At 69.0% G+C, this 18,652-nt stretch carries 10 protein-coding genes and 4 pseudogenes; 8 read left to right on the top strand and 6 right to left on the bottom strand.

Translation table 11 applies throughout. From position 1 onward, the window contains the following. Together ABZ490_RS43790 and ABZ490_RS43785 are read right to left on the bottom strand one after the other, a co-directional pair. Positions 1–203, bottom strand: a pseudogene (locus ABZ490_RS43790) (metal-dependent hydrolase); the annotation flags it as partial. Positions 204–210: 7 nt separating this feature from the next. Next, positions 211–459: pseudogene (locus ABZ490_RS43785) on the bottom strand (hypothetical protein); the annotation flags it as partial. An 11-nt stretch (positions 460–470) separates the two neighbouring features. On the opposite strand from ABZ490_RS43785, the gene ABZ490_RS43780 reads away from it, so the two are divergent. The 3 genes from ABZ490_RS43780 to ABZ490_RS43770 all read left to right on the top strand — a co-directional run bounded on the left by ABZ490_RS43780 (position 471) and on the right by ABZ490_RS43770 (position 4,855). Next, positions 471–638 carry a hypothetical protein gene (locus ABZ490_RS43780; protein ID WP_359003578.1) on the top strand — a complete coding sequence of 56 codons (168 nt, stop codon included), beginning with the start codon at positions 471–473 and terminating at the stop codon, positions 636–638. 341 nt (positions 639–979) lie between these two features. Next, the gene (locus ABZ490_RS43775) at positions 980–1,216 is read left to right on the top strand and encodes a DUF6192 family protein (RefSeq protein ID WP_359003575.1); all 237 of its coding nucleotides are present in this window, start codon (positions 980–982) and stop codon (positions 1,214–1,216) included. Positions 1,217–1,465: 249 nt separating this feature from the next. Beyond that, positions 1,466–4,855 (top strand): BTAD domain-containing putative transcriptional regulator, encoded by a 3,390-nt coding sequence (locus ABZ490_RS43770; protein WP_359003572.1) that lies wholly within the window; start codon positions 1,466–1,468, stop codon positions 4,853–4,855. Positions 4,856–5,007: 152 nt separating this feature from the next. On the opposite strand, the gene ABZ490_RS43765 is transcribed toward ABZ490_RS43770, so the two are convergent. Next, on the bottom strand, positions 5,008–5,730 hold the full coding sequence (locus ABZ490_RS43765; RefSeq protein WP_359003569.1) for a hemerythrin domain-containing protein: 723 nt from the start codon (positions 5,728–5,730) through the stop codon (positions 5,008–5,010). A gap of 621 nt (positions 5,731–6,351) precedes the next feature. Between ABZ490_RS43765 and ABZ490_RS43760 the strand changes: the two genes are divergently transcribed. Next, positions 6,352–7,647, top strand: a complete 1,296-nt coding sequence (locus tag ABZ490_RS43760) for an MFS transporter (RefSeq protein ID WP_359003566.1) — start codon at positions 6,352–6,354, stop codon at positions 7,645–7,647. Positions 7,648–7,676: 29 nt separating this feature from the next. Here the strand turns inward: ABZ490_RS43760 and ABZ490_RS43755 are convergent. Continuing rightward, positions 7,677–7,897, bottom strand: a pseudogene (locus ABZ490_RS43755) (IS5/IS1182 family transposase); the annotation flags it as partial. Positions 7,898–8,205: 308 nt separating this feature from the next. On the opposite strand from ABZ490_RS43755, the pseudogene ABZ490_RS43750 reads away from it, so the two are divergent. After that, positions 8,206–8,574, top strand: a pseudogene (locus tag ABZ490_RS43750) (transposase family protein); the annotation flags it as partial. Positions 8,575–8,687: 113 nt separating this feature from the next. On the opposite strand, the gene ABZ490_RS43745 reads toward ABZ490_RS43750, so the two are convergent. Both ABZ490_RS43745 and ABZ490_RS43740 read right to left on the bottom strand, forming a co-directional pair. Next, entirely contained in the window at positions 8,688–9,416 is a 729-nt protein-coding gene (locus tag ABZ490_RS43745) for a hypothetical protein (protein WP_359003563.1), read from the bottom strand. A gap of 128 nt (positions 9,417–9,544) precedes the next feature. Beyond that, the gene (locus ABZ490_RS43740) at positions 9,545–12,877 is read right to left on the bottom strand and encodes a right-handed parallel beta-helix repeat-containing protein (RefSeq protein WP_359003560.1); all 3,333 of its coding nucleotides are present in this window, start codon (positions 12,875–12,877) and stop codon (positions 9,545–9,547) included. A 359-nt stretch (positions 12,878–13,236) separates the two neighbouring features. On the opposite strand from ABZ490_RS43740, the gene ABZ490_RS43735 reads away from it, so the two are divergent. The 3 genes from ABZ490_RS43735 to ABZ490_RS43725 all read left to right on the top strand — a co-directional run bounded on the left by ABZ490_RS43735 (position 13,237) and on the right by ABZ490_RS43725 (position 18,611). Then, positions 13,237–16,206 (top strand): BTAD domain-containing putative transcriptional regulator, encoded by a 2,970-nt coding sequence (locus tag ABZ490_RS43735; RefSeq protein WP_359003557.1) that lies wholly within the window; start codon positions 13,237–13,239, stop codon positions 16,204–16,206. After that, entirely contained in the window at positions 16,203–17,063 is an 861-nt protein-coding gene (locus ABZ490_RS43730) for an alpha/beta hydrolase (protein ID WP_359003554.1), read from the top strand. The genes ABZ490_RS43735 and ABZ490_RS43730 overlap by 4 nt, the downstream gene beginning before the upstream one ends. Before the next feature lie 243 nt (positions 17,064–17,306). After that, the gene (locus ABZ490_RS43725; RefSeq protein ID WP_359003551.1) at positions 17,307–18,611 is read left to right on the top strand and encodes a ricin-type beta-trefoil lectin domain protein; all 1,305 of its coding nucleotides are present in this window, start codon (positions 17,307–17,309) and stop codon (positions 18,609–18,611) included. Positions 18,612–18,652: the final 41 nt, after the last annotated feature.

The following is an 18,652-nucleotide window of genomic DNA, read 5'->3' as shown; positions in this document are numbered from 1 at the left end:
ACAAGACCGGATTCGTGGTCGCGCACGGGGGTGATCGCGTGGCCGTCCACCCACCCGCGGTCGGCCGGCTGGCCCCCGCCCTGCGGATGGAACAGACAGCGCTCCACCGCCACCCACGGCGCACCGTCGCGCTCGCCTATGGCGGCCACCTGGGTATGGGCCTGCTCCTCGTACGTGTCCGCGTAGTAGGCGGGAACCTGCATGACACCCTCACTGGATAACATTGATGAACTCTGAGTTCACTATAACGAACGACTGCGAGTGATGCATCCAGTCGATCCGACACCCGACCCCAAGGGTCCGAGAACGCTTCCAGCCGGAGGCGGCGACGACGAAGACGACCAGGACCGGCAGGACGCTCACGCCCCCGTAGGAGTCGGTGAAGCGGGTGAGTGCCTGCGGCAGGGTGAACAGCTCCGGCGAGGTGAGGTACACCGTCGGTTCCAGACACAGGTTCCAGCCGCTGGGCAGTGATCGACCTGGAGGCGGATGACGGTGCCCTCGATGACGGGAAGCCCGCCGGGATGGTCCTGCCAGGCGGCACGCCCTTGCTCGGTGACCTGCGTGCCACGCTGGCGATCATGTGGGACGAGTTCCTTCCCGAGCTCGGCGGACACCTGCGCGGCCCGGCCCGATGACCCCTGAGGAGCCGATGCGGGCCTGCGCTACGAGTGCATGATCGACCGTATGGTGCGAGGGCTGCCCGTGATTCGCGGCGGGCGCACCGTCCCCCTTCTGGAGGAGCTGCCGCCGAGGCCGTAGCCGACCCTTGGGCCCGCGCCGGGTGGTGCGCCATGGCCCTATTGGTGGAGACGGTCGGGAAGGTCACGCGGAGCCGTTACAACGAGCTGGTGGCCAAGTCTGTGGACATGGTGGAGGAGGACACCCGCTGCCCATTCGGGCTCGGGGACGCGACTCCGGAGCTGGAGCCGCTGGCGGGCACGGTGGTCATCTGCCCCTCGAAGAGGGTGACCAGGGCGTGGAGGAGTCGCTGCGGCGGTACGCCGACGAGATCGGGCTGTCCTTCTGCACCGTTCGCACACAGCGTTGGGTGGCCGCGCAGTGGCCGGCCGAGCACCGGCAGGCGGGCGTCTCCTCCGAGGTGCACCGGATCCTGGCGTCCGCACCGGACCGGTTCGATCTGATCCGCAATCCGCCGCCGAGCGAGCGCACCAGCCGGCGGCGGTGGAGTATGAACTTCGCACCCCGCCAGTAGCCTGAACCAAGCAACTCGAAACCCCTCAAATCGGGGCAGTCCGGAGCCTCTACCGATCCCGGAGCCGGTCACGCGGACGCCCCGGTGGTTCCACGCTCGTTCATACCGCCGCCGAGGGAAGGAAGGAGGCACCCAAGATCACGTCCCACATCCTGCACAGGCTTCCGGCCTTCGTTTGACGACCCATCGGCGAGACATCGGTGGGCCGGTTCGTCAATCGGCCTCAGCCTGTTTTAGGGTCGCCACACCATGGTCAAGATATGCGTGCTTGGCCCCCTGCGGGTCGAGGTTGAAGGGCAGGCGGCGAGCTTCGGCAGCCGCCTGACGCGTGCGATCCTCGCCCAGCTGCTGATCGCGCGCGGGGCGTACGTGCCTGTGGACCGGCTCGTGCAACAGCTGTGGCAGGAGACTCCGCCGCCGAGCGCCCACGCGTCCCTGCAGGGCTATATCGCGAGGCTGCGCCGAGCCCTGGAACCCGACCGCCCGCCACGGGCGCCCGCACGCTTGTTGGCCAGTGCGCCGTACGGTTATGCCCTGCGGCTGTCACCGGACCAGCACCTCGTGGATGCCTGGCACTTCGAGCGCGAGCTGGCGGCCTGCCTCGCGCTTCCACCGGGCCATGACGCCGAGGTTGTTCACCGGTTGAAGGCGGCGATGGACCTCTGGTCTGGAACCGCCTACGCCGAGTTCGCCGATGAACCTTGGGCGGCGGACGAGAGCATGCGCTTGGAGGAGCTGCGGCATGCCGGGCGTGAAACTCTTGCTGCTGCCCACCTGAACAGCGGCGCTCTGCACGAGGCACTCGCGGACGCAGACACGCTCACCCGCGAGCAGCCGCTGCGCGAGGAGGGCTGGCGCCTGTTGGTTCTCGCTCTGTGGGCAAACGGCCGTCAGGGGGACGCTCTGGCGGCGATGCGGCGGGCCAGGGACAGGCTGCGTGACGAGCTGGGTGTCGACCCGGGCCCCGAACTCGTAGAACTGGAACAGGCCGTGCTCCAGCAGCGGCTGGACGTCCTGCACCGCTCCACGCGTCCGGCCGTCGCCGACCACCCGCCGCAGGAGTTCGCGTCCTCGAAACCGACCTCACAGCGTGCGACTCAGGTTGCGCCGGTGACCGCCGCCGAACTCCTGGGCCGGGACACCGAACTGACCGAACTGGCGTCCGCGGCAGCCCGGGTGCGTCAGGGTCGGGGGCAGGTCGTCCTGCTGTCCGGTGAAGCGGGAATCGGCAAATCCAGTCTGCTCGACCACCTGGAGAGCTACCTCCCCGAACAGGGGTGGCTGGTTGCCGGCGGACAGTGCCCGGAAACCGACGGGGTACCTCCTGGCTGGGCCTGGTTTGACATCGTCGGCACGCTCGCCGCCGCAGCCCGGCCCACCGATGACCTCGCCGCGCTGCTGTCGGGCGACGCCCCCGACGCGTGGGTGGCCACGGACGGCAACCCGGCCCGCCGCTTCCGCCTGCACCGGGCTCTGCTTTCCTGGCTCCAGGACATCGCCGCCCAGCGCCCCCTTGCCTTGCTCCTGGACGACCTTCACCGAGCGGACGAGGAAAGTCTCGAACTGTTCCTGCTGTGCGCTGAGCAACTGCGCACCGCCCCACTGCTTCTGGTCGGCGCCTACCGTCCTGACGAAGGCGACATGACCAAGGCTCTCGGCCGCCTGGCGCGTTGCTCCCCACTTCGTCTCGCGCTGAACGGGCTGCCCGCACCGCAGGCGCGGCGCCTGGTGCAGCAGGTCTGTCCTGTCACGGTGAGCGAGGAGGCAGCCGCCGCTCTCGCCGAGCGCACCGGCGGTAATCCGTTCTACCTGCGCGAGAGCGCCCTTCTGCTTGGCGAAGAGGGGGAACGGGACGCTCTCGACCGGGTTCCGCAAGGCATTCTCGACACCTTGCGGCGCCGTTTCGCACGCCACGAGCCGGCCGATCTCGCGGTGCTGCGGCTCATGGCGGTGGCCGGACGGCAGACGACGGTGGATCTGCTGGTCGCCGCGGCCGACGCGGACGAGGAGCGGGTTCTCGACGCTCTGGACGCAGGCGTCGCTGCCGGACTGGTCGTCGAACCCGGCCCCGGCCAGGTCAGGTTCTGCCACGCGCTGGTCCGCGACGCCTTGGAAGCCGACCTTACCGAACTGCGTCGGGCCCACATGCATTCCAGGCTGGGCCACTGCCTGTTGAAGCTCGGCTCCCACGATGTGGCGGCGATCGCTCATCACCTCCTTCGGTCCTGCAACGTTCTGGCCGCTGACGCGCCGCTCGCGGTGGAATTCGCTCGCAGAGCCTCGGAACAGGCGGTCCAGCGCTACGCGCCGCACGTCGGTGAAGCCCTGCTGAACGGGGCTCTGGAGTGTCTCGAACGACACCCCACGGCCTTCGCCACGACGGACGCCCTTGCACTGGAAGTGGCGCTGCTCAGCCGTCTTGTCCACATCCGGGTCCGGCTCGGCGCGATGGTCGGCGCGCAGCAGGCCCTCAGCCGGGCGGTGGAGCTGGGGCGCCGCCACGGGCGCGACGACCTGATGGTCGCTGCCTACAGCTCATGGACCGAGCCCACCCCGTGGTACTCGCGTGGATATGGGAGTACCGACACGGTTGCCGTCGCGGACCTGACCCGGCTGCTGAACTGCGCCGACCTGGAGCCGCGCCAGCGGTGCCTGTTGCTGGACAGACTCGCCTGCGCCCACGAGCTCGCGGATGTCCGTGCCGAGGAGCCGGCGCGTGAGGCCGTGGCGCTCGCCCGCTGCCTGGGTGAACCGCGTCTGCTCGCCCTTTCGATCACCTCGCTGCTGAGAATCGTCGACTTTCTGCAGGGTCCGGACGCGGTGCTGACGCTGAACCGGGAACTCGCCGTGCTCGCCAAGGCCGGCGACATGCCGGAGTACGCGTGGATCGCGGAGTACACGGGCGCACGAGTGGCAGCGGTCCGTAACGACCTACCTGCTGTCAATCGTCATCTCGACCTGGCCGATGAACTGGCGCGGAGCCATGAGCTGGCCGGTACGAATGCGCTCGGCCTGTTGCGACACCCGATGCTCGCCATGGCGGAGGGACGCTTCCAGGAGTCCGAACAGGCCCTGCTCAAGGCCGTGGACGTGTTGCGCGAGCAAGGAATGGTGAATCTGGAGGGTCTTGTCGCCCTGGCCCTCGGCTGCATGCGGCAACAGCAGGGCCGACTTGCCGACATCGCTCCCGCGGTGCTGGCGGTGTACCAGCAGATCCGCCCCGCCTACGAGGCTCTCCCCGTTCTCGCCCTGCTTGCCGTCGGCGATGGGGAAGGCGCCCGAGAGGCGTACGCCGCGCGTATCCCCCTCAAGCGCGATTTCTCCTTCTCCATCCAGGCGACGCTGAGAGCTGTCGCCGTCGTCGCCCTGAACGACCGTGCCGAGGCCGCCGAGCTGTATCCGATGCTGCTGCCCTTCCGGGACGAAGTGGCCGGGGCTGCCACCCTCAGCATCGCTCTGCGGCCTGTGGCACAGTCCCTCGGGGAACTCGCCGTGCTTCTCGGCCACGGACACGAGGCCCGGGAACACTTCAAGCGGGCCGAACGCGTGGCCGACCAATGGAACGCCCGGCACTGGGCCGACGCCGCCCGCGATTCCCTGACCGCACTTCGGGACGGTGGTCTCGAACTGCGATCATGAGGCGTTGCCGTACCGGTGAATGCGCGACCGGCGCCTCACGACCGCGAAGAACGTGTCGGCGAAGAACGTGTCGGCGCACATCGTGCGCCGGACGGCGTGGCACGCAGCCGTCCCTGTAATGCGCCGTGGTCGGAGCGAGCTTGGCCGCCGCGTCAGCTGTGCGGGGAGCCGTAGGTGCGGAACGGCGCCGCACCCGCCCCGACCTGAAGGCCGGGGGCTTCTGTGAAGACGGTCCTGGCACCCGCCTGCGCGGTGTACGGATCGTCACGCACCAGGCGGCAGCGTCGCGCGTACCGGCGTCGCCCGACCAGCCTCCAGGCCAGCCGGCCGACGGCAGGGACTCGGGCGAGGAAATAGGCCCGCTCCTGCGGGTCGGCGTCCTCCAGGATGGCACCGAGCGCGAGCATCAGTTCGTCCTTCGGGATCGTCTCGAGACCGCGCTTGCCCAGCCGGTCCCATTCCTCGACGGTCAGGTGATTCTCGATCAGCGGAAGCACGAGCTTCTCCTCCTGGTCGAGGTGGTCGAGCAGGGTTATACGGTGCTCGTCGAGGGCATCGGCGAGCAACTCGCCGGCGTCCTTGTGCGCGCGCTCGCGCCAGATGGGCAGGATGGTGCTGACCGTGGCCAGTGTGGCGTCGATCGTCTGGTGCTGAGCCTCCATCAGCTCGACCACTTCCTGGTGGCCGCTTGCCCGGTCCGAGAGCAGCGGCCAGATGAGTTCTTCCTCCAGGCCGTGATGGCGGTGCAGGCCGGTCACATACTCTTCGACACTCTCGGCCAGCAACTCCGCTCGTGCTGTGTCACCGGAAGACACCGCACGGACCAGACGGGCCAACAGACCCGACTCCCGGCGGAAGATGCGGTGGATGACCACCGTCGCGTGAGTGTACGGACGCATGCCCGTGGAACAGTTGTCGGGTTGCCTCTTGGCGGACACGTGAACCTCTCTGGTAACGCACGGTGTAGTACTGGCCATGCCAGATGCTCTGGGCCCGCGGTTGGAGCCGACTTGGCATCGGGTGGCAACCACGGACCGGGCAGTCACCTGTCGCACCGGCAGTGACGGATGTGGCCACGCCGAACAGTCCAAGGGTTCTGACTGACAAGGGGTGTCCGGAGAGCAAGCGCAACCTTCACAAGCGGGGCACCAAGTCAACGCCAAGACAGTCGCGACATGCTGGGCCTTAAGTTGCCCGTCTCGGCTCCCGGACCACTGACGCCTCAACGTGTCGTGGACGAAACCCTGAGTACTGATTGTCTGCGAGTTAAGAAATGCGAATCAAATCGCGCTCTATTTTCCCCGAAAAGCTCCTCTTGCGTTTGATAATTCACGCCTATTGGGGCTTCTCGTATCTAATGTCCGCCGTCCAGGCGAGGTCCAAGAAGGCGCTCGGAGGAAGTCGGCCGGGTACGCACGAGGCCGCTTCATACCGCACTAAATCGATCGTCTGAACGCTCCCGACGGAGCCGCTTAAGCGAGGATCAGATCCCTCTCATGGCTACAACATCCCTCTTCGCGCCAGTTGAGGACCCGCGTGATGGCGTCACGCCCATGCGTCGCCTGGCCCCGGCCGTAATGATGTCCGAATTCGCCTATGCCATCGCGCTGACGACTCCCGTCCAGTTGTTGCTCGCTCTTCACCTCGACGCCATCGTGGGTGTCGGCGCTGCGACTGCATTCGGTGTCATCACCGGATTCGGCGCCCTGGTCGCGATACTGTCGAGCCCTGTTGCCGGACGGATTTCAGACCGCACCCGCAGTCGTCTCGGCCGTCGCCGTCCGTGGATGCTCATCGGTTCGATGTTCGGTGCGCTGGCCTTGGTCGCTGTCCCCTTCACGACCGAGGTCTGGCAGATCGTGCTGCTGTGGTGCGGCGTGCAGATGGCCTGCACGTTTCAACGGGCCGCGAGCAGTGCTCTGGTAGCGGATCAGGTGGTCGAGGAACGAACGGGACGTGTGACGGGGCTGCTTGGCCTGGCCGCTGCGTCGGGACCGCTCGTGGGATTGGCTGTCGCCAATGCGGCCCCGGCCGGCAGAGCCGGCCAGTGGCTGGCGGTAGCGCTGTTCGCGCTCGGGGCCACCAGTGTCGCGTTCCTGCTGCTGCGTGAGCCACGCAGTGACTCATCGGGATCTCCGCTGAACCTGCGGACCGTCGCCACGGCATTCTGGTTCGATCCCCGTCGACACCCAGCGTTCGCATGGGCGTGGATTGTCCGCTTTTTGATCACCTGTGCCTACGCCTCCAGTACGTACAGCACCTTCTTCCTCATGGAGCGCTTCGATACAAACGCACAGGAATTAAGCCGTGTCGTACTCCTGCTCGGGCTTCTCACGATCAGTTGCGTCGCTGTGTCCTGCGTAGCCGCGGGGTATCTCTCCGACTGGGTCCGACGCCAGAAGCCGTTCGTGGCCTTCTCCGGTGTGCTGGCCGCTGCGGCCCTCGTGTTGATGGCCTGGGCACAGAACATGACATTGATCTACGTCGGCGTGGCCGTCATGGGCATCAGCATGGGAACGTTCCTGGCCGTCGACCTTGCTGTGTGCGTACGCGTTCTGCCCAGTAGGACCGACTCGGCCAGGGATCTGGGGATTTTCAATGTCGCCAACTCATTGCCGGATTCGCTCGTACCGCTAGCCGCGCCAGTCCTGCTGATGATCGGCGGCTATACCGCGCTGTTCGGCACCCTGGCCGTGTTCGGTCTGCTCGGCGTCCTGGCGTGCTCCAGGCTTCCCGAGGTCGGACGCGAGGGTGGACCAGGCCGCTGGACTGTGCCGATCACGCGCAGCTGATCCTGCGGTTTCATTGTGCTGAGCCTCTTTCATCCTGAGTATTTGCAGGTCAAGAGGGTGTGCAGGGCTGCGACGGTCCTGTCGAAGGCGTGGTCGCGGTGGTACTGCTGGTAGTGCTCGGGCAGGGCACGGCCGTGGTAGGGGGTGCGGACGGTGGCGCCGGCACCTGGTGGGCACGGTCGGTCGGGACGAGGCTCTGGCGGGTGGGGCTGGCCTGGACGATGCCGTGGGCACGGGCCGCGGTGAGATCTGTGCCAAGGTCTCGTTCTTGCGCAGGTGTCGAGCACCAGCAAGGCCTGCTTGAAGCAGCTCAACCGACGCCAGGTCGACCGAAGTTCACGCCTTCGGGCGTAGACGAGCCAGGAGACACGTGTTGAGTGAGATCACCACACCAACGACGAGGCGCTACCCACCCCACCTGACCAGCCCATTTCACCCGGCCGGTACAGGATGAAACACCCGACAAGCGCAGCGAGCGAGGCCCCCGGGCAGGTGATCGAGATGTCTGACGTCTCAACCACGCTGCTCAGGGGCCTCGTTGGTCATCTTTCGAGCCCGCGCGAGCACCCAACCTTGACGAAGACCGCTGCCGGGTTCGGGATCGGGGAGTCCACCGCCCACGCCTGCACCGACCTGCTCGCCCGACGTGCGCCAGGTCTACGGAAGGCCCTGCGCGAGGCCGACCACGAGCACCGCCGGCACGGAGCGAACGTACAGGTGGTCACCGATCCGGACGGCCGGCTGCTGTGGCTCTCACTCACCCCCACCGAGAAGACCGTCAACCGGGCCCTGGCCGCAGCACGGGCACCGGTCGAACGCGGCGTCGCCCGCATGAAGTCCTGGCGGATCTTCCGCAGGTCCCGGTGCAGTCCGAACCGCATGACGTCCATCGCCAAAGCCATCCTCACCCTGGAGCGCCAAGGCTGAAGAAGCTCATCCCTCCTCATCCTCTGCCGCACTCGACCTGCCCCCTGCGCTCATCGAGTGAGGAACTGGCGCGCCAGGCGCCACGGCGTTGGCAAGACAGCCGAGCGCCTGGCTCAGTTCGGCTTCGAACGGGGCAGCTCGGATGACCAGACTTCGGAGCCGTCAGCGGCGAGCAACAAAAGCCTGCCGTCGTCCCCGAGCACCGCGTGCTGGACCTCACGACCCTGCGTTCCACTGTTCCAAACCTGTACGCCAGTCGGCGCAAAAACCACCAGATTGCCTTTGCCCTGTAGCACCAGACGGTTCGACAGGCCGCTCAGCTCGTCCTTCAGCAGTGTTCCGGTCCTCCACACTGTCGCGCCGTCCTGGGTACGGTAGATGACCACATCACCGTCGTCTTGATTCACAAGAACGAACGACCCTGACCTGGAGGACAACGACCCCAGCCGAAGAGTGTCCCCCGGCAACAGCTCGGTCAGGACGGGCCTGTCTTTGAGCCGGCGTCTCATTACCTGACAGTGAGTAGTGCCGAGGCTTTGGCGCGTCGAATCCACTCTCCTGCAGACATCGTCCGCAAGCTCCCGGTACTCGCTGAACTCCGTGTTCCCCAGACACAAGTTGGCGTCGATGGAAGCCCACTCGGAAACCGGGGCACGGAAGAAGCTGCCGTAGTCCTCGTCCTCAGGGTTCACGTTCACTATGAGCAGCGTACGGTCTGGGCCCCAGGTGCCCGGCGCCGCTGTCCGGGCATCCGCCACCGCGAGGTACACGTACTCGCTGTCGTCCGGAACCAGGCTGAGCAGTTGCTCCGCTGTCATCCCCTCGTACACGGGATCGTCCACGATCCGTACCGTGGTGAGCAGTCCGTCTCCGGTGCGTTGCCCTATCAGCGCGCACAGGTCGTCCCACGCCCGTTGGCCTGCGAAATCGGTGCGGATCAGGAGGTTGCCGTCTCCCAGCGGAAGAAGATTCATTGTGATGCGGGCAGGTCCACGGGCAGCAGTCGCTGCAGGTCCTCCACACCAGGGGCGGCAAGACTCCCGAGCCGCCGGGCCTGGCTCGTCGTCATCTCCTGCAGCAGCTGCCGCGCCGTCCGGGCGTTGCCGAACGAGCGGTCACGCGGCAGAGCCTCGATGAAGCGGTGCAGTGCGTCGACCGTCTCCGGCACGCATTCGTAGCCGGACTCGACCGCCTGCCCGCACACGATGGTGACCAGTTCCTGCGTGCTGTAGTCCTCGAATCGCACGTGGCGGGAGAACCTGGAGGCCAGACCGGGATTCGAGGCGAGGAAGCGCCCCATCTCCTCGGTGTAGCCGGCGGCGATGACGACGATGTCGTCACGATGGTCCTCCATCAGCTTCAGCAGGGTGTCGACCGCCTCACGGCCGAAGTCGGAGGGCGTGTTCTCGGGCGTGAGGGTATAGGCCTCGTCGATGAAGAGAACGCCGCCCAGGGCCCGTTCGAACACCTCGCGTGTGAGCTGGGCGGTGTGGCCGACGTAACGGCCGACGAGATCGGCGCGGGCGACCTCGATCAACTGGCCGCGCGGCAGTACACCGAGAGCGTGCAGCAGGTCGGCATAGAGCCGGGCCACAGTGGTTTTGCCGGTTCCCGGAGGCCCGGCGAAGATCAGGTGATGGCTCATCCGCGGGCTGGGAAGACCGACGGCTTCTCGGCGCTTCGCGGCGGCGAGAACGCTCACCACGTCCCTGACCTCTTGTTTGACGGCATGCAGGCCCACCATCGCCTCCAACTCCGCCAACCGTGTCTGCGGGTCACCGACCTCCCGCTGGCTGGATTCCGAAGCGTCCCCGCTCACATCGGCGGGCAACAACAGGGCCAGGTCGCTCTCGGCCGGTTCGGCCATCAGGGCCAGACGGGCGGCCTGCCGGTCGATCATCTCCTCGAAGACCCGGCGCGCGGCACGGCCGTTGCCGAAGGTCGCGTCGCGCGGCATGCGCTCGTAGAGCTCGGTCAGTGCGCTACGGGTGCTGGGATGCAGGTCGTAGCGGTGAGCCGCGCACATGTTCTCGGTGATGGTCACCATCTCGGAGTTCGAGTAGTCCGAAAACTCGATGCTGCGGGTGAAACGGGAAGCAAGGCCGGCGTTCGCCCCCAGGAACGACTCCATGTCTTGTGTGTAGCCGGCGGCCACGACCACCACATCGTCGCGGTGGTCCTCCATGAGCTTGACCAGGGTGTCGATGGCTTCCCGGCCGAAGTCGGCTCCGGACCCCTTGCTGTCGGACAGCAGGGTGTAGGCCTCGTCGATGAAGAGCACACCGCCGAGGGCCTCCTTGAAGGCCTCGGTGGTCTTGATGGCGGTGCCGCCGATGACCTGGGCGACCAGGTCGGCGCGCGAGACCTCCACCAGGTGCCCGGAACGCAGTACCCCGAGGGTGGCGAGGATGCCGCCGTAGAGCCGGGCCACCGTGGTCTTGCCGGTACCGGGCGAGCCCGCGAACACCAGATGCCGGCTCATCGGCGGGACCGGCATGCCCAGCTTGGCCCGCCGCTGCGCCAGTTGGTTCAGATTGACCAGCGTGGCGACCTGGCGCTTGACACCCTCCAGACCCACCAGCGCCTCGAGTTCGGCCATCGGTCCGGACGGCGCCGGAGCCAGGGAAAGCACGGGCACCGGGGAGAGGCCGCCGTCCGCCGGGACGGCAGCGTGCGGCGGAGTCCCGGCCGTACGGTCGGCACCCCAGGAGTCGACGGTGGCATTGCCCGTGCTGGACAGGTCGTCCACGGCGAGCCGTTCACTGTCGCGGGTCTGCCGCAGGCCGGAGCCCCTGTTGTCGCGGAGGGAGCAGCCGGACACCGACACCGGTTCGGCGCTGTCGACCCGGACGCCGTCGCCGAGGCTGCCGGTGATCTCACAGTCACCGATGGAAGCTCGCCCGCCCTCGCCCACCCGGATGCCGTGCGCGGCGGATCCGGTGATACGGGTGCGGGTCACCGTGAGGTCGGATCCCTCTTCGGCCAGGACGCCGCAGCCGCCGCTGGCAGAGATCTCACTGTCACGCACTGTCGCCCGCCCTCCTGCGCAGACGGATACACCCGCGTCGGCCGCCGAGCGCAGCACGGCGTCGCCCAGATAGGTGTTGCCCCCGTCGGCGACCCGGACGGCGGCACCACCGGCGCCTTCGACGACGCAGCCCTCCAGCCGACCGCGTCCGCCGTCGCAGACCTCCACGCCGTCGGAGCCGGGAGAAGTGATCACAGCCCTGCGTAGCAGCGGGTTGGCACCTGAGCGCACGGAGACCCCGGCACCGGCCGGGTGATCGACCTCCAGGCGGTCGAACTCGGCCGCGGAGTCCTCGGCGAGCACGACGGCCGCCTTCGGGTCGGCGCAGTCGCGGATCGCCGTACGGCTGAACACCGGGGTTGCGCCACCGAGGACTTGCAGTGCGGTCGCGGCGGAGGAGAGGAACTCGCACTCCTCGAAGGTGCCCCGCGACCGCTCCGTGACGACCAGCGCGGACTCCTTCGTGTCAGTGGTGCGGCACCCCCGCAGGGTCGGGTCGCTGCCGGCGGCCACCACGATTCCGCCTGCCGACGAGCCGGTGACGGAGACCTCCTCCAGCACGGGACGCCCACCGGTGGTGAGGTACACACCGGTGGACACGTCACGGATCGCGGTCCGCCGTACGGTTGTCGAGCTGAGGCCCTCCAGGGCGATGGCTGGCTTGTCGGTGGCGGAGATCTCGCAGTCCTCGATCGAACCGCGGGCCTCGCCGTTGGCCAGCACACCGTTACCGCGAGCGTTGCGCATGCGGCAGCTGCGTACGGTCGTGCGGCCGCGCTCGCCGATCACGACCGCCGAGGAGCCGAGATGCTCCACCAGGCAGTCCTCCACCACACTGCCGTGGGGGGACACGTCGACGATGCCGGCGCCGCCCGGATTGCTGACCCGGCAGCCCCGCATGGCGAGGGAGCCGGACAGACGGGCCAGTACGGCCGTCCAGCCGGAACCGATGACCGTGCACCGTTCCATGGCCACCTGGCCACGCGGCGCGTCGATCACCGGCGCGTCGTCCTCACTGCCGCGCAGCAGCAGGTCGGTCAGCATGACCTCCTCGGCCATGAGTACCAGCGCACTCCCGTAGCGGGGACAGATCTCGGCGCTGTCCCGGCCGTCCTCGGCGACGATGGTCACCCTGGTGCGAATGGTGAGGTTCTCCGGATAGCGGCCCGGGCCCACACTGATCACGGCTCCGCTGCGCGCCTGCGCCAGCGCCTCGCCGATCGTGCGGTGGGCGGCCGAGTTGTCCCTGCCGACGGTGAGCACCTGCCGTGACACTTACCAACCTCCTGAGCCAGGTGCACGCGGGGCGGCGACGGGCGGCGATGGCCCGGGCCGCGGACCCAGGCGGACGCTTCCGACCATAGGTTTCGGAATCTTAGGCAGCCGCGTGTGTGTAAGAACTGACCGTGGCAGGCTGCCTTCCCGGTCACTCCTGCGGACAGGGCGAGCGAGCCCGAGGAGCCGGGTGAGTTCCCTGTGCCTGAGCCCGTCGACGACGAGCGGGCCGGCGCCCGGGGTCGGCAAGTCAGTTCCAAGCCGAAACCAAGGCTGCGTCCTAGGGTGCGGAACCAGGCTGGGCGATCTTGGTGCGCCGTCAGTCATGTACCGGCCGAGACCTGAGGAGAGGACGGCAGATGCCGGCAGAGGCAGAGCGGGGACGGCTGCGTTTCTCCGTGCTGGGTCCCGTGCGTGCGTGGCGGGACGGACGAGAAGTCGAACTCGGGCCACCGCAGCAACGTGCCCTGCTGGCGCTCTTGCTGGCCCGTCCCAGGCAGCCGATAGAGGTTGAGCAGATCGTCGACATGCTGTGGGGCGACGAGCCTCCGGTGAGCGCACTCACCGTCGTCTACCGCTACATCGGGTTGCTGCGCCGCCTGCTGGAGCCGGACCTTCCGACCCGGGCGTCCGGACATTGGTTGTTGCGAGGTGCCGGCGGCTACCGCATGGAGATGGACCCCGAATCGCTGGACCTGCTGCGTTTCCGCCGGCTGGCGCGGGATGCCCGCGCGGCCAGGGACAGCGGTGCGGCGCACCTGGGCGTGCCGCTGTACGTCGAGGCGCTGGCCCTGTGGCAGGGGCCCACCGCGGACGGGATCCCGTCCGTCGTACGGGCCCACCCGGTGTTCACCGCTCTGGACCGGGAACGGCACACCCTGGTCAAGGAGGCTGCCGACGTGGCCCTGCGCTGCGGTGCGGCGGGCGAGTTGCTCGGGGCGCTGCGCCGCTGCGCCACGGAGCGGCCGATGGACGAACCTCTGCACGCCCGGCTGCTGCATGCCCTGGCGGCGACCGGCCGCAGCCAGGAGGCGGCGCGCACCTATCAGGCGGTACGTGCCCGGCTCGAGGAGGAGCTGGGCATCGGCCCCGGACCCGAGCTGCGGGCCGCCGCGCGACTGGCGCTCAGCGGCAGGATCGATCCCGTGGAACCAGCCGGTGAGGGTGGGCCCCCGCCGGCCGCTCCTGCGCGGTCCAGGGCTTGGGACACCCACCCGGTCCCAGCTCAGCTGCCCCCCGATCTGCCGGTGTTCGTCGGTCGTAGACGCGAGCTCGCGCGCATGCCCCTGCCGGCCGTGGACCGGGTAGCCGTGGTCGGCGTCTCCGGGACCCCCGGTGTGGGGAAGACATCGCTCGCGCTTCACTGGGCCCACAGGGCCGCGGCCGATTTCCCCGACGGACAGCTCTACGCGAACCTTCGCGGCTTCCGGCCGGGGGAGCCGCGGGCGAATCCCGCGGTGGTGCTGGGGAGCTTCCTCCAGGCACTCGGCGTGCCTCCGGAGGATGTACCGGCCGACGCGCAGGGCCGCGCCCGTCTCTACCGCAAGACGCTGTTCGGTCGCAGGGTCCTGGTAGTCCTCGACGACGTGAGGGACGCGGAGCACATACAGCCGCTGCTGCCCGGTGCGCCCGGCTGCCTGGCCGTCGTCACCAGCCGCGGCGTCCTGGACGAGAGGGATCTGGGTGAGAGGGATCTGGGTGAGAAGGATTCAGAACTCGGCGGAGCGCGGGTCCTGACGCTGGAACCGTTCGACGCCGATGACGCCCGGGACTGTCTGACGGCCCGTCTCGGTGGCGAACGGGTGGCCGCCGAGGAGGACGCTGTTGCCGAGATCATCGACCTGACCGCAGGTCAGCCGCTGGCCCTGGCCGTCGTCGCCGCGCGGGCCGCCGCACGCGGAGTGATTCCGCTCGCCGTGACGGCGGCCGAGCTGCGTGAGAGCCGGGTGGGCCCGGACACGGCAGCCGATCTGAGGGCGGCTCTCGACGCGTCGTACACGGTGCTCTCGCCCGCAGCGGCCGGCCTGTACCGGTCACTGGCCGGCTACCCGGGCCGGACCTTCAGCGCGTTTGCTGCCGCCGCGGCGGCCGGTGTCCCTGTGCAGCGGGCCCGGGACATGCTGGCCGAGTTCGTCCGCGTCGGCCTGACGACCGTGGTCGCGGACCATCGGTACGCCTGGCATCCCCTGCTGAGAGCGCACTCCACCGAACTCGCGCTCGCACACGACGACGGGCCGACACGGCGTGCCGCACGGCACCGGATCCTCGACCACGGTCTGCGCACGCTCCGTGGCGCGACCCGGGAGCTGTCCCCCAACAGCGCGCCCACAGCCCTGCCGACGGACTGCACGGCGGCCGAGCCGGGCACGAGTCCGCCGGAGCACCTGGCCCGGGATCAGGCGCTGGCATGGTTCGGTGCCGAACTGCCGGTGTTGCTGGAGCTGGCGCGGCACGCTGCTCGCGACGGGCTGCATCGGTATGTCTGGGAAGTGGTCTGGGCCTTGGAGGTTCTCCTGGACCGGCAAGGGCTGCATCACGACGACGACGCAATCCGCCGGTCCGCCCTCGAGGCGGCCCGGCGCCTGGACGACCCGACGGCCGTGGCCCGCATGCACCGCGCCGTCGGCCGAGCCGCGGCACGGCAGGGCCGTTACGACGACGCCCACGCGCATCTGATCAGCGCGCTCAGACTGTCCGCCGAAGTCGGCGAGGCGGGGGAGGAGGCCGCCGGCCACCTTGAGTTCGGCCACCTGTACGTACGTCAGGGACACTACGGCCAGGCCGTGCACCACTGGGAGCAGGCGGTGACGAAGTACCGTTCCATCGGCGATGCGTTGGGGTACTCCACGGCTCTCCACGCGCTGGGCGGGACGCACGGCCTGGCGGGGCAGCACCGAAAGGCGCTCGTACGCACACGCCAGGCCCTGGAATCCCTGCGCGGCCTGAACGAACCGCACGCGGAGGCCGCGGCCTGGCAACAACTCGGCGACTGCCACCTGCGGTGCGGCAGCCGACGCCGCGCCGTCGTCACGTACCGGCGCGCGCTGGGGCTGTACCGCGCTGTCGGCGACCGTCACAACGAGTATCGGTCCCTGGTCCGGCTGGGGGACGCCCATCATGCGGCCGGCGAGGCGTCCACGGCGCGGACAGCCTGGCGTCAGGCCCTGGCCATCAGAGAATGCGCCCGCTTTCCGCCGCTGAGCGAGCAACCGTCCTCGGACGCCCTTCGCGCCGGACTCCGTGTCGCCGCTGCGGGCTCCCGCGGTCCCATGGGCCGCCCGCCGAAGGGCCGACCTGCGCTGCGGGCCGTGCCGGGAGGATCCGCGTGAGCTGTCGGGACACCACCGTCGCGGCCCGGCTCTTCCACACCGTGGAGGGCTCGGGACCGCGCACGCTGCTGCTTATCCACGGCGAAGCGTGCGACTCGGACGACTGGTCCCCCCAGATCGAGCCATTCGCCACCCGGCACCGGCTGATCGCCCCCGATCTTCCCGGCCACGGCCGCTCCACCTCGGCCCGGCACGGACACACCCCGTTCGACTTCGCCCACGACGTGGCCGGACTGCTCTCCACCACCGGGACCGGGCCCGTGGTCGCCGTGGGCCACTCGGCCGGCGCTGTGATCGCCTCCGTACTGGCGGTCGAGCGGCCGGACCTCGTCGAGGGGGTCGTGGCGGTCAACCCCCGCTACGGCATGCAGGCCGACCGGGCCGCCGCGATGGCGGCCTCGGTACGGGTCCCGGACCCGCCCCAGGCCATGGCACGGCTGCTGGCGGACGAAGAGGGAACACCGAGTGGCCCCGGCGGCGGCTGGCTGCGCGCATGGCACCGGCGCCGCGCGCTCGGCTCCGCAGGTGACACCGTCGCCCGGATGATCGTCGGTCTGTGCGAGGAGCGGCCGGAGCCCACCGTGCGTCCGGCCGCCGAAGCGTACCTGCGCCGCCGGACCTGCCCCGTACTGACGATCCGCTCCCGGGCCTCGCTCGAGGCGTGGCACATCGAAGCCGACTGGGACCGGTCCGTCAGCGCTCATCCGTACAGCACGTCCGTGGTCTGGGACGACGTGGGCCACTGGCTCCACCAGGAGCGACCGGACGAGTTCAACGCCCTGGTGCTGGACTGGACTGCCCGACTGCCGAACGCCTCGGCAGGGACGGCCGAGGACAGGTCAGTTTCCAGTCACTAGCGGAACCTAGGCTCGCCCGGCAGGCAGGGCCGAGCTGCCCGCCGCGCCCGTCGGTGTGCTCTGACCGCCACCCCGGACCTGAACGGGCGAGGCCTTTCGGCGCGCCGGCGGACATTCCCGTGGACATGCCATCGGGACGGGTACGCGAAGCGCGGTCAGACAACGTGGGATCCAGGAGAGTGCACCATGACAGGCTGGTCGATTCAGCGTTCGCGGACCGGCGGTTCGGCGGAGTCCGCTGCAGTGGCACAGGCCGAGGAGGTCGCAACCCCGGCCACGACCGGCCTTCAGACGCCGTCCGGCGGTGCCGCGTCAGCGGAATCGGAGACCGGCTTCACCCAAGGCGCGCCGTCCGCGCCGCCCGTGGCGTCCGTGCCGTCCGTGGTGTCGGCCGGGGCGGAGGAACCGCGCCAGGCGGAATCGGCAGGGGGGCAGGGCACAGACGACGACTTTGACCCCGATGTCACCCCCGATCCCGACGTCGATCCCGATGTCACCCCCGACCTCGACGTCGACCCCGATCCCGATGCCGACCTCGACGTCGACCCCGCCCCCGGCCCCGATGCCGAGACCGCTGAGGCAGGCGCAGGACCGGACGGTGTCGGAGCCACGGATCCCGACGGTGGCCCCGGTACAGGGGAAGCGGCTTCGGCTACGGCAGCGGGCTCTGTGGACGAGGGGGAGGACGACGGTGACGAGGGAGGCGCCCTCAAGATCTCCAAACAGACCGTAATCGGAGTGTCCCTGCTGGCCCTGCTCGTCACAGGCACCTCCTTCCTGCTCCTCGGAGGCCGTGCGGGCTCCGTCGCGCAAGCGGAGAACGGGGCGCAGGGCAAGTTCTCCAGCGAGACCGGCGGCGCGGGCGGCATTCCCGGCGCGGCGCCCTTCTCCACGGCCTCGCCCACGACCGGCAAGCAGCCCGGGGACACTGCCGAAGCCACGCACGGAGGCAAGCCCTCCGGCCACCCCAGCCACAGCTCCGGCACCGCCGGTGAGCCCACCCCGGCGAAAAGCGGCAAGGGATCGGTGTCAAAGTCCTCGTCCGGCGGCGCGGCCGCCGCCGGCACCTCCGCTCACACCACGACCTCGTCTTCCGACTCCTCCGACTCCTCCGACTCCTCCGGCTCCTCGGGCTCCAACTCGGGAGGCACGACCGCCTCGGCAACAGTGACCAGCCTGGTCAGCTACGCGTCCGGCCGCTGTATCGACATCACCGGCGGCCAGGCGAAGGACGGGACACCGCTGCAGATCTGGGACTGCACGAACGCGAAATGGCAGCAGTGGAGTTTCCGCTCCGACGGCACGGTGCGTTCCCTCGGACTGTGCATGGACGTGGCCTCGGGGTCCAGCGACAACGGCACGACGATCCAGCTGGCCAAGTGCAACGGAGGCTCGGCCCAGCAGTTCCGCCTCAACGCCGCCCATGACCTCGTCAACCCGAAGACCGACAAATGTGTCGATGTGCGGGACCAGCAGACGGCGAACGGCACCCGGCTTCAGCTGTGGACGTGCTCGGGCACCTCGAACCAGAAGTGGTACCGGGGCTGACATGGTTCGGACACCGGGAACGCACGAGTGGGAGGTTCACG

Origin of the sequence: Streptomyces sp. NPDC005811 (assembly GCF_040630405.1) — a bacterium.
In the GTDB taxonomy this organism is placed as follows: domain Bacteria; phylum Actinomycetota; class Actinomycetes; order Streptomycetales; family Streptomycetaceae; genus Streptomyces.
Note: the sequence above shows the minus strand (reverse complement) of the source record. Positions and strands in the feature narration are given on the sequence as shown.